At 37.6% G+C, this 13,307-nt stretch carries 7 protein-coding genes; all 7 read right to left on the reverse strand.

The features are described from left to right. Positions 1 to 17 precede the first annotated feature (17 nt). The 7 genes from C3L50_RS09310 to C3L50_RS09340 all read right to left on the reverse strand — a co-directional run bounded on the left by C3L50_RS09310 (position 18) and on the right by C3L50_RS09340 (position 13,281). A complete protein-coding gene (locus tag C3L50_RS09310) occupies positions 18 to 1,325 on the reverse strand; it encodes a glycoside hydrolase family 43 protein (protein WP_243400357.1) in 1,308 nt (435 codons plus the stop codon). Between the two features lie 17 nt (positions 1,326 to 1,342). Then, on the reverse strand, positions 1,343 to 3,715 hold the full coding sequence (locus C3L50_RS09315; RefSeq protein WP_207764316.1) for a glycoside hydrolase family 127 protein: 2,373 nt from the start codon (positions 3,713 to 3,715) through the stop codon (positions 1,343 to 1,345). 16 nt (positions 3,716 to 3,731) lie between these two features. Continuing rightward, positions 3,732 to 6,197: a glycoside hydrolase family 31 protein gene (locus C3L50_RS09320; RefSeq protein ID WP_103805897.1), complete on the reverse strand. Its 2,466-nt coding sequence runs from the start codon at positions 6,195 to 6,197 to the stop codon at positions 3,732 to 3,734. A gap of 61 nt (positions 6,198 to 6,258) precedes the next feature. Then, positions 6,259 to 7,329 (reverse strand): glycoside hydrolase family 43 protein, encoded by a 1,071-nt coding sequence (locus C3L50_RS09325; protein WP_103805898.1) that lies wholly within the window; start codon positions 7,327 to 7,329, stop codon positions 6,259 to 6,261. A 242-nt stretch (positions 7,330 to 7,571) separates the two neighbouring features. After that, positions 7,572 to 9,413 (reverse strand): NPCBM/NEW2 domain-containing protein, encoded by a 1,842-nt coding sequence (locus C3L50_RS09330; RefSeq protein ID WP_103805899.1) that lies wholly within the window; start codon positions 9,411 to 9,413, stop codon positions 7,572 to 7,574. A 374-nt stretch (positions 9,414 to 9,787) separates the two neighbouring features. Further along, entirely contained in the window at positions 9,788 to 12,211 is a 2,424-nt protein-coding gene (locus C3L50_RS09335) for a sugar-binding domain-containing protein (protein ID WP_103805900.1), read from the reverse strand. A 77-nt stretch (positions 12,212 to 12,288) separates the two neighbouring features. Further along, on the reverse strand, positions 12,289 to 13,281 hold the full coding sequence (locus tag C3L50_RS09340) for a glycoside hydrolase family 43 protein (protein WP_103805901.1): 993 nt from the start codon (positions 13,279 to 13,281) through the stop codon (positions 12,289 to 12,291). Positions 13,282 to 13,307: the final 26 nt, after the last annotated feature.

The following is a 13,307-nucleotide window of genomic DNA, read 5'->3' on the forward strand; positions in this document are numbered from 1 at the left end:
AATGGTTTAAAATTGTTTCAGTTTTTTAATAAATTTTCTGGAACTCCTCCCCATTTTTCGTTCAGTCGTTTGGCTTCTTCGGCAGTTATTCCAATGACGCTTCCGTGGCGGGGATAGAAATTTTTGGTAAATGATTCTGGTGCTGGCGTAAACTGGTACAAATCTTTGCTACGCTGAAACTCATAACGGTGATTCGTATATAAATCATACATCAAAATATAGGAATCCGATTGGTTCAATTTGAAAATGCTTGATCCTTCAACCACGATTTTTCTATCGGAGTAAGCGTCTAAATAGTTGAAATTTTCTGTCCAAGGGCCTTGAAGCGATTTTCCAATAGCCTGACGGATTCCGTTTTTGAATTCTTTGCCGTTTTCGTCCTTGGTATTTCCTTTGAAAAAGAAATGATAGGTGCCATCTTTATAAATAATATCGCCGTCAATAGCTCCATATTTGGGATAGAATAGCAATTTAGGTTCGTTCTCAAAACCGCTGAAATCCTTGTTGGCGTAGCCACAATAAAAATCGAGTTTCAAATCGTCTTTGTATTTCACCGTGAAATACACCATATATTTATCGGCTGCAGGATCATAAATGGTTTGTGGCGCCCAAACCCATTGGATATTGGCAAACTTTATTGGATAACTTTTTTCGAGGTCAATAAAATGATGCTTCCAATCTGTTAAATTATCCGATTGCAACATCACGATTCCAGGATTGTGTCCCCATCCGTTTTTGGCGGTATTCATATCGGTAGCGACCATATAAAAACTTTTTTCGTCCTCGCTTCGCAAAATGTGTGGATCTCTAATTCCGCCCGTTCCTGATATTGTTTCGGATGAAAGAATAGGCTGATTATTGTTCAAGGCAAACCAATTCACGGCATCGGCACTAACTCCAAAACGAACTTGTTCGTCGCTTGTTCTTGGCCCTGAACCTTCGAAATAGGTAAACAAATAACCTTGCAATTCTTGGTCAGTGTAGGCTACCGAAATATCAAATGATTTTTTGGCTTTGGCACTTCCAGAAGTAAGTGTGGCTGTCATTGTAACCTTTACTTTTTTGCCTTTTCTTGAAGAACGTTTCAGTAGTTTTCCATCGTTCGAAATGTAATCCGATTTACTGGATTTCCAGCTAATCGTCGAACCACTTGTGCCAATCGAATCGATTAACAAATTCCAATGCAAATTTTTAGTATAGCCTTCGGGGATTTGCAATGCTTTTGCATCGGCAATAGTTTTTTCTTTATCGGTTTTATTTTGAGCAAAAACAACTGTAGTCATCAAAAGGATGAGACTCAAAAAAGGGTATTTAATATTTTTCATATTTATGGAATTTTAATCTACTTCAACAACCTAACCTCATAAATACCCGTAATACTCGAATTGGGTTTGGCTTTAAATTGCACTTGCAAAATCTTATTTTTGGCGTTCAAGATTTCGGTAGGAAGCTCGATGATTTTGTCTATAAATTGATTGCCTTCCGTTCCGTCCATATTGATGGAAGCAACCAAAATTTCATTCACAAAAACATCAAAATTTTTATTCTTGTCCGCACCAAAATAAGTGATACGAAGATTTTTAGCTTCTAAATCCTTGTTTTTTAAATCATAACTAAACCATCCTTTTCCATTACGATAATGACGTTCTTTGAATGTTCCAGTATCGGTTTTTTCGCCTTTAAAATTATGATCCGATTCCGGTTGTTGTTCGCCGGCGGTCACTACATCAAGGGTAATCGCTTCCAATTGCATCTGTGCTTCCTCTCTTTCTTTCATCGCTTTTTGAATTTCCGGCAATTTTTCTTTAGTGGTGTAAGGCCAATACAACATATATCTTGCATCGTGAATTTGGAAAAACGGCACCAATTGCAAATTCTTGTATTTCTCCTGATAAATAATATCCGAAGCCGAAAAAGTAAACGGTTTGTTTTCTACAGATTTTAATGAAGCAGCCAAATCCGAGTTGTTGGAAACCAGCAAAGGCGCATCTTCTATTGGGTAAATTGGCCCGCTGGCAATGTGCCCCATTCGGCTGTCATCGGCAATTAATCCTTTTAAATCCGTGGTGTCAGTTACCGCAGCAAGTACAATTGGCCCGTGTACAAAAGAAACCCAATCCGATTTGTCGGGTAATTGTTCAGTTTTATTTTGCATTGGCAAAAGTATCGAAATCACATCGCCTGACTTCCATTTTCGTTCTATCGAAACGTATGAATTTTGATCTTTAACCAAGTTCATTTCCTGATTGTTGACCTTTATTTTCAATTGCCCATTTTCGACCCAAGATGGATAACGGAATTTGATGGCGAATTGCTGTGCTTTTTTTAATGTCAATATGATGGACGATTGTTCTTCAAACGGGAATTTGGTGTTTTGCGTAAGCGTGATTCCTTTTTCTTTCCAATTCAAGGTCGAAGGAATAAAAAGGTTCACATACAGATTTTGTTTGTCGTGAGCATAAATCAGTTCGCCATATTTTCCGTGATTTTCTAAACCTGAACCTACACAGCACCAAAACGAATGTTGTGCCTCCGAATACACTCGATAATGGCGTGGTCGAATAGGTGTGAAATAGACAAAACCACCATCGGGATGTTGTGACGACAGAATGTGGTTGTAGGTCGTGCGCTCGTAATAATCCATATATTTTGAAGAAGGATTAGCCAAAAATAAATGCTTGCTCAATTTCAGCATGTTGTAACTGTTGCAAGTTTCGGGACCTTCACGGGATTCCAACATTGACGAAAAATCGGTTGCTGGATTAAAATGCTCCCGCACGCTATTTCCTCCAATGGAAATCGTTCGGTTATTGACCACCGTGTTCCAGAAGAAGTTGGCGGCATTCGCCCAATTTTTGTCGCCCGAAACTTCGGCAACACGCATAAAACCTATTACTTTAGGAATTTGAGTATTGGCATGCATTCCGTTCAGGACGTCTTTATTTTCCAAAAGCGGATCCAAAATTGTTTTGTGGGAGAATTTTTGGGCCAAAGTCAGGTATTTTTTGTCGCCTGTAATGGCTGCCACATCAGCAAAAACTTCGTTCATTCCGCCGTGTTCGCTTCGTAATATTTCCTGAATTTGGGCATCAGATAAATTGGCGGTAAGCGTTAAACACCAGTCCGAAAGTTGGATGAGCATTTTTTTGGCTTTATCATTCCCGGTCAATGTGTAAGCATCTACCAATCCGGCATATACTTTATGAATGTTGTACCAAGGCACCCATTTTTTATTCAATGAAAAGCTGCCGGCATCAATTTTTCCTTGGGCAATTTCTTGCCATAATTCTTTACTTCCGGGAACTCCACCAATGTAACCGTTTCCGTTTTTTTGTTGGCATTTTTCAAGACTGTTAAGCATATAATCCAGTCGTTCCTTGATTTGGGGATTGCCAGTTGCAGCATACATCTCGGACAAAGCCGAAAGATAATGCCCGCCAATATGACCATCCAAACCTGTGTTTTCCCAATTGGGGTAATTGATTGCTTTGGTTTCTAACCCTGCTTCTTTGAAATAAGGTGCCAATAATCGGTCGGCATCTAAGGATAAAATATACTTCAAATCGGTTTGTTGCGCTGCCTTGAAAGGGCTTTCGAGCAAACGAACAGAGGACAAAGGAAAACTTTGTAACGGAGTCGATTGTCCAAAAACACTAGCATTAGAAAGGAATACAAGTCCAATCCAAAGTGATTTTTTGATGGTATTTGGTATCATAACTTTTAAAAATTATTTATAGTTTGACGGATTTTGCTTTTCCACTATACTCTATTGTTTTATTGAATTTAGAATTATTAATTCCTGCTGCCGTATTTGTTTTATCTACAAGAACAATATTGAATGTTCTGTTTTTCAAAACACCTTTAAAACTTCCGTTTATTTTACTAATATTTAATGTTTTAGATTTATCATTCCATTCCATTTTTATAGTTGAAAAAGCACCTTTCTCATAATTATAATTATCGTTTTCATCTTCGTATAGCGTGAATTCGCCATTAGCTCCAGGATAAATTCGGATTTCAAGAATATCCCATTTTTTTTCAGTAGCATATTGTACTTTTGGACCAAAAGGAATGATACTTCCCGACTTAATATATAAAGGACTTTCGTCTATAGTTGTTGTTTTTTCAATTTCCTGACCTCCTTTAATTTTTTCGTTTGTCCAGAAATCATACCATACTGTTCCTTCTGGCAAATACACTTTTGTCGATTTTGTTTGAGTAAAATTAATGGTTTGGTCTTTAGCTCCTTTCTCCTCATTATTTTTATCCCAACCTGTTTGCTCATTAGATTTTACAATAGTTTCTGGAGTATATTGAGCATTAACAATTGGTGCAACTAATATTGATTTACCAAACAGATACTCTTTGCTTATGTCAACCACTTTTTTATCATTAAAATCCATTACTAAAGCACGCATCATAGTAGATTGGCTATTTGTAACATCCCAAGCGGCAGAGTAAATGTAGGGTAGTAATGAATAACGCAAATCAATTGTTTTGGCAATCGCATCATAAATGGGTTCGCCTTTTTTTCCAAAATTATATATTTCTCTAGGAACATCTGTACCGTGCGAACGCATCATAGGAGTAAATGCGCCAAACTGAAGCCAGCGAACATATAATTCTTGAAATGATGGATTTTTAGTTCCGTCACCCCATCCTTTTTTATAAGCACCTGCAAAAAAGCCACCAATATCCGTATTCCAATAAGGAATTGCACTCATAGAAAAGTTTAGACCAGCTGGAATCTGATTGCGGAATGATTCCCAAGATGAATTCACATCACCCGACCAAGTATTCGCTCCATAACGTTGTTGTCCAGCAAAAGCAGAACGAGTAAGGATAAAGATTCGTTTGTCAGAACTTGCTGCACGTTGATGTCCTGAAACTCCTCCTACCGTCATTAATGGAAAAGCATTACGTACTTTTCGGAATGAACCAAGATAGGTTTTTAGATCTAAATCCGAAGGTTTAAAGTCTAAATGGTCTGGTTCAGAAGAATCCATCCACCAGCCATCTATTCCAACAGAAAAAAGACCTTTGTTCAAATATCTCCAGTATATATCACGAGCTTCTGGATTGTACGGATCATAAGGCTGAACACCCGATGGATAGTCACGGTTAGGTGGCCATGATTCCACTCCAGATTGTGGCCAAGTACCAAAATTCAAAAGCATCCCTTTCGGTTCCATTTCTCGAAATTGCTTGGTTTGTGGTCCAAATGAACTCCAAATGGAAATAATTAGGTGTGCATTCATATTATGAATATCATCCACCATTTTCTTTGGGTTTGGGAATTCGGGATTCAGGAACTCCATTGAATTCCATAAGTAATTATTACCCCAATATTGCCAATCCTGAATAATTCCATCCAGTGGAACGCCTAGTTCACGGTATTTGCTCACTACGCCTACCAATTCATTTTGGCTTTTGTAGCGTTCTTTACTTTGCCAATAACCAAAGGTCCATAATGGAAACATTGGAGCTTGTCCGGTAAGTTCCCGCATCCCTGCAATAGAACCGTCAATAGTTCCACCAACCATAAAATAATAATCAATACAATCACCAACTTCTGATTTTAAAGAAGTACTTCTGGGCTTGTCTTCAAAGGTAGTAGGCGAATAATTATCCCAAAACAACCCGTACCCTTTTGTAGAAACAAGAAAAGGAACATAATCATCCTTGTTGTCTTGTATCATATTAATTTTTGTGTTGCGTAACGATAATTTACCTCTTTGTTGTTGTCCCAAACCATAAATAGCCTCGTCTTTATCTAATGTAAATAATTGGTTAATGCTATAAGTTTTAGATCCTACGTCATCAAAATCAGTAAAAGTTGCACCAGATTCTGTTTCTTTTAAAAGTTCAACTCCTGCCAGTGTGTAATAAGATATTTTACCCGATTTAAAATCAACATCGACTTTCAATTTTTCGCTTTTCATCGAAAGAACATCTCCTTTTTGTTGAATTGTCAATTTTGTTTCCTGTGGTTTTTTAGTTACCGATAAACTTTCTTTTTTGAAAAGAACTCCTTCAGGCGATTTCAAAATACGAACTATACTTGGGCTATAAAACTGAATTTCAACATCCATTGACTGGAGTTTGGTTTTTATACCTACAGCTGTTTTTTGATATTGCTGGGCAAATAATTCTCCTGCCAGTAACAGACAACTTAAAATTAAGATTCTTGGTTTCATAATTAAGTAATTTTAATACTATTGAATTCTTGGTTGTTTGTAATAGTGTATAGTCGTTAATTTAAAATTTAATATCGCAATTCCATTTTTTAGCCAACTTTTTAGCTTCTTTTTTAGTAATTTGAATCACTGCGGGATGTTTGGGCGAAGAGAAATTTGTTGTTTTCATCACACCTTCGTTGAAATGTCCCAAGTCTTTGAAATTAACAAAATCCGAAGTTTCGCTAAACCCAAAATTATGTGGATTGATACAATAAATATCATAAATCAGCACCCATTTTTCTTCACCAATACGTTTGAAAATTGTTGGTGCTTCACAGCAAACCGGTTCAGGGTCATACCATTTATCGTCGTATTTGTAACCCGAATTCAGGGTGTCGGAAACGGCTTGTTTGATCCCTGGAGTTCCGTCGTGAGAAACATAAAACATATGGTATTTGTTTCCTATTTTGGTAATGTCAGAATCAATATAGGTTATATTCTTAGGATATTCGAAAAGTAGTTTTGGAAGGGTTTCCAATTTGGTAAAGTCCTTGTTCATATAAGAATAATACACTTTTTCTTTTTCTGTTCCAAAGCGCATCGTAAAGTAAATCATTGTTTTTTGCTCCTTTTCATCATAAATCAACTCGGGAGCCCAAGCACAACCAATGCCTGCCAATTCTGGAAAATCTTTGTCAACACGAACTACATTGTGCGACCAATGAATTAAATCGGGCGATTTCATCAAAACTAATCCACGGTTGTTGCCCCAGCCATATTGTTTGCCATCACGTTCCCATTCGGTGGTGCGATAGCCTGCTTTTTGGGCGTAAATGTGCAAATCGGTCAATGCTAAATAAAACATTCCATCAGGCGCTCGGTAAATGTAGGGATCACGGATTCCTTTTTGTTCGGCAATTGTATCGCCTGCTATGATGGGTTTGGCATTGTTTACATCCGTAAAACTGTAACCGTCTTTGCTTAAAGCCATATACAAACCGTGGGTGTCGTCTTTGAAATAGACCATTAGGTAAGCACCCATATCTTTTTCTTTTGGTGCTTTAGTTTTTTGTGCTAAAACAGTACTCCCGACTAAAAACAAAAAGCTAAAAAGAAGTAGTGATTTCAATTTATTTGGAAAATTATTCATCTTATTTTCATTAGATTTAAAATATCATTAATTGTTGTTTTACAAAATGGAATTGTCTTGAAAAGTGTAATCTTTTAAATATAGAAAAACCACCCCGCCTTTCAGGCACCCCTCCAAAGGAGGGGAAATCACGCAACTTCCCCTCTCTTGGAGGGGTGTTCAACGGGCGGGGTGGTCTATTTGCTATTACTTAACTTAATGATATTAAGTCAAAGCAATTGAAAAACAATTTTAAACTAAATCTATTTCTTCACTTTAACTATTTTATACAATCCCGCTCCGTGCGTATTGATTTCAGGTGCAAACTCGCTAGAGAATTGCCCCACTACTTTGCCTGACCATAAATCGGTAATGGTATAAGTGTCCAAAAGCCCCATATCTTTCAGGTTTATGGCAATTTTTGCAGTTGGTGGTGGCGGTGGTCCAGAAGGATTTTCGGTAAAGACCAAAAATTTGACGGTAGCTCCCACATTTTGTGAAATACAAGCTTCGTCCAAACCAACAGTTGCGGTGAATCTACTAACGCCTTCGGGCAAATCAAATTCGATGATGGAATTGGAATGCGTTCCGATGCCGTTTTCGTATTTAATTTTATTGGTAATCAAACTATTGCCTGAAACACTCAAGTTTAGTCTTGGTTTTTGCCAGCCAGAAGTTGCTTTTTTCCATTTTAAAGTCGTCAATTTTACGGCTTCATTTCCTATATAAATGGTAGGTTCAATCCAGTTGGCGTGATCCCAATCGGTGTTGTCGCCCCCATCGTTTACGACCAAATAGAGTTTTTTGGCATTCGAAACAGGAATATCTAATTTAATACTTTGATTTGGAGTTGTTCTTGAAATTACGCCACTATTCCAGGCAGCTTTTTCTTCGGTAACCAATTTTTGATCAGAAGTATTAAAAACAGCCAGATATTTTGCTCCCGTTTTAGGTTCGTCGGCAATCCAGGCAGCTTTGTCTTTTTCGGTAAAAAGTGGTTTGTTGTTGGTACTTTCGTTCAATACTTTCAACACATTTTTATTGGTTAATAACGAAAGCGTGAAAGGATCATTATCGGGAAGATTACCACCAAACATCATTGGAGATTTGAAAATAGTCCATAAAGTCATCAAGGTATATTGCTCGTCTTTGGTAAATGCCGTCATTCTAGGATCACCTCTTTCGGCACGAATACCAATTTTACCCATTGGCAACATATCACCATCTGGATAGGCACCATAGGCTCGCCATTTATTCCAACGATCAAAAACTTCGAAATGTTCTTTCAATTGTTGCCAACTGTCCCAAAAATCACCAACGGTACGCCACATATTAGCATTTTTTTGAACGTGATCGGCGTGAGCAATTGGTGTTTCTCCGGGCGAAGTGCTCAATACAATTTTACGTCCCGTACGGTCGATGGCTTTTCGAATCATATCGATTTCACCTTCGAAATAAATAGGGGAAGAAAGGTCGTCTATCTTCACAAAATCGAGTCCCCAAGAGGCATACAATTCAAATAACGAATTATAATATTCTTGCGCTCCCGGTTTTTCTGGAAGTACAGTGTACATATCGTGTAGCCATTTGCATTGGTCTTTATCCGAATAAATGTCTTTGGCGGTGAAATTGGTTCCTTTTATTGGCAGATTTTGTTTTACGGCTATTACTGGAATACCACGCATAATGTGAATACCAAATTTCAAGCCTTTTTTATGCAAGTAATCAGCCAAAGGTTTAAAACCTTTTCCTCCTGCTGCTGAAGGAAAACGGTTTATGGCTGGCATAAATCGTCCGTATTGATCGAGAACATAATCAGGATCTTTTTCGTTGTATCCGTGGGCTTTATCATTTCCAACATACCAGCGGATATCAACTACGATGTAATCCCATCCGTAGGGTTTCAGGTATTTTGCCATATAATTGGCATTGGCTTTTACTTCGGCTTCAGTAACTGTGGGACCAAAACAATCCCAGCTATTCCAACCCATTGGTGGTGTGGATGCCCAATTATGAAACTCTTTTTGAGCTTGTGATTGAACAGAATTGAATGCTGAAAAGCATAAAATAGTGAACACTATTTTGGAAAATTTAGATAGATTCATTTTGTGTGATTATTATGAGTAAAATAATTTATTTACAAGTGTATTATTTACATTTGTAAATGTAATTTAAAAAAAGACATAAAAAAAAATTAATATGCTAAAAAAAAGAATGATAATAAAAAATTTTGACATTATTTAATTCAATACTATTGCCTTTCTGACCAATACAAATGAAGAAAAACCTTTTTTAAATTTAGTTCTTGGATACGGAGATTAAAACAAAAAACCCGAAAAATATTCTTTTCGGGTTTTTACTAACTAATCCGTTTTGTAAAATCAGGCACTTATACCAAATTATGGAAATAGACAACCAAAAGTCTATGTAGTTAGTTTTAAAATGAGTTATATCATGAAGTCATTGTAAAAACACAAACTTACTTTACTTGAATGGTAACCTCAGCCGATTTTAACCAGTTCGCTGTAAACTTGACAGTTATAGGCTCATTACTTCCAGTTGACTGAATATAAGCTACTAAATGACCGTGAAAAACCCTTTGAACATTGTCCGTATAATCGCCCATATCTTCATTGTTTCCGGCTTCTAGTCCCAACAAAGTTCCCGAGCCACTCACGACACAAGTCAGTTCGTTATCCGAAAGCATAACCGGTAAACCTTTTTCATCCAATACTTGCACGATGACTTTAGCAACTTCTTTTTCCTTGTCGATGGTGATGTTTTTTTCATTGATTACCAAAGAAACAGGCTGCTGTGAGGAAGTAATTGCGTATTGACTAACTACTTTGCCATCATTATCAAGTCCTATTGCTTCTAATTTTCCTGAGGAGAAAGGAATGTCCCAATAAATAACTCCAGTTTTTTCATCGTATTTTTTTTCTTCGCCAACCACTTTTCCGTTCAATTCCAGACGCGCTTTTGCGGCATTGGTATAACAAACCACTCGAATCGTTTGTCCATTATTGTAATTCCACAAAGGCCAAGCGTCTATAGAAAGTTCTTTGCTATTGTTTACGGGATAAGTTCCTGCGTAAATCATTGGCTTATTGGACCATAATGATTGACGGAAATAGCCTCTCGGTTTAATAATTCCCGCAAGATCTACTAATCCAGAATAGAAACCTCTTGAAGGCCAAGCATTGGATTCACCTAAATAATCAATTCCTGTCCATAGAAACTGTCCGAAAATGTGTTCGTTGTTTTTCACGGCCAACCAAGGTTCGATTTCGTGGCGGGTTTCACTACCAAAAATCACTCGGTTTGGATATTTTTTATGATCGGACTGGTACTTACTTTCGGTATAATTATAGCCTGTAATATCTAAAAGACCTGGATATTCGGTTTCGTTAGACATCGCTACTCCTGCAAGTCCCGCTGTTGTTGGACGGGATTTATCGTATTTCTTTACAGCAGCCACAAGACGTTTGGCTATTCCGCCAAGTCGCATCGCATCTGGAGCGTCTTTTTTATAACCTCCGTAAGAAGCTTGTGAAAATCCCGAAACTTCGCTGCCACCTAAAACAGGATGTGAGTAAGGATCATTTGGATAATCTACTTCATTACCAATGCTCCAAGCAAATACCGAAAGATGGTTGCGATCACGACGCACCATATCTTCTAAATCTTTTTCGCCCCAAGCAGCAAATATATCATTCGAACCCTGGAATCCTGGAGTACCTACATTCCAACCTTCTAACCATTTACGTTTAGGGAATTCCCATTCGTCATACGCTTCATTAAGAACAAGCAATCCAATCTCATCACAAAGGGCATAAAAATCAGGAGCTTGTGGATTATGGCTGGTACGAATGGCGTTTACACCAATTTCTTTCAAGGTTTGTAATCTTGTTTTCAAAACATCTCTTGGTACGGCAGAACCCAAAACTCCTGCATCGTGGTGCAAACAAACGCCTTTCATCTTCATCCATTTGCCATTGAGAGCAAAACCTTTATTGGCATCGAAAGTAAAATTTCTAAAACCTGTTGACGTTACCGTTTTATCGATTGGTTTGCCATCTTTTAAAACCGTTGTTTTTAATTGGTACAAATTGGGATGCTCCACGTCCCATAACTTGGGATTTTTCAAGTTTATTTTGGTTGCAACTTTATTATCTTTATTGGCTTCAACTAAAACTTTTTGGGAACTTTTGGCCACTACTTTTCCGTTATTGTCCAAAAGTTCATTGACAACGACAAGATTTGTTTTGGAGGAAGAACCGTTTTCCAAGGCTACTTCCACATTCAAAGTTCCAGTTCCATTTGCAACTTCTGGATAAGTATAAACGCCCCATTGAGCGATATGTACTGGATTGGAATAAACCAACCACACATTGCGATAAATTCCTGAACCCGAATACCAACGCGAGTCGGCACTCAAGCTATGATCTACTTTTACGGCAATCACATTGTCTGCTCCATATTTTACAAAAGGCGTAGCATCATAAGCAAAAGAAATGTATCCGTTGGGGCGTTTTCCTAAAGAATGTCCGTTGATGAAAACTTCGCTTCTGTTATATACCCCTTCAAAATACAGATAGACTTTTTCGCCTCGTTTTGTCTGTGGAATATTCAATGTTTTTCGGTACCAACCAATTCCTCCCGGCAAAAAACCAGCACAACTAGCCAAAGTAGGACTCAATCTGCCCTTGACGCTCCAATCGTGTGGTACATTGACCGATTGCCAATTAGTATCCTTGTAGGTTTCGCTTGATGCTTCTGGAGTGTCCTGAAGCGTGAACTTCCAGTTGTTGTTAATTTTTTGAGAATCCCCGAACGATATCTGGCTTGTAGCCGATAGACAGGAAAAAATAAAAATTGGTAATAAGATTTTCTTTGTAATCATTATGTGTAATTTATGTTATTCTATTAATCAAATAATGCTGTTTCTAATGTTCTATTGAGATACAGCTCTCAATTATTTTATTGTTTCGTATTTCCCCATTTGCTTTCCAATCGGGCTAATTCTTTTGCCGTTATGGGCATAACGGTTCCGTGACGTGGATGAAAATCCATCGTGACAGCGTTATCAATAACCGAAAAATGCTCTAGGTCACTGGTTTTGGTAAACTGGTATTTTCCTTTGGTATAAAGATCATACATCAAGATGTAGTCATTGGAATTGTTCAGTTTGAAAACTCCAGCACCCTCTACAGGATCTTTGGTTTGTTGCACATATTGATCTCTCAAAACATAGCCTTCGGTAAGTTTGTTGGAAACGGCAATTTTTATACCCGCTCCCGAACCTTCGGTTTTGAAAAACAAATGGTATTTATTGTCTTTGAAAATAATTTCGCCGTCAATGCAAGCTCCATTCGTTGGACTGAAAAACAATTGTTGGGGTTCCGTTTCCAAATCGGTAAAATCAGGATTGGCGTAAGCGTAATAAATTTTGTCAATATCGTTTCCGTGTTGCATTGACCAATAAATCATATACTTTCCTTTTTGGGTATCGTATATGGTTTGTGGCGCCCAAACGCGTTTCAGGTTTTCTTGGTTTGGATATTTTTTTTGGATATTTATTACAGATGAGTTCCAATTGACCAAATCAGTAGATTTCAATAAAACCATCGCTCGATTTGAATCCCAACCTTTGGCAGAAACCATATCGGTTGCGACCATATAGAACGTTTTGCCATCGGCTCCACGAAGAATATGTGGATCTCTTATTCCGCCAGACGAACTAATTTCCTTGGAATCAATAACAGGTTGATTGCCATTTAATGCCCTAAAGTTGTACCCATCGTTGCTTACTGCAAAGCGAATGGCTTCTTCATTGTTTGAATTTCCTGTGAAATAAGCAAATAAATAGGCCGTTGTTTTTAGGTTTGCCACTTGGTTTTTTGATTTTTGGGCATTCATCATACTACCAAAAACAATCAAAATCAAGAGGCAGATTAGATTTTTATTTTTCATTTTATAAAAGGTCTGTTACTTCTAAA

The sequence above is a fragment of the Flavobacterium alvei genome, assembly GCF_002920895.1.
Classification (GTDB): Bacteria; Bacteroidota; Bacteroidia; order Flavobacteriales; family Flavobacteriaceae; genus Flavobacterium; species Flavobacterium alvei.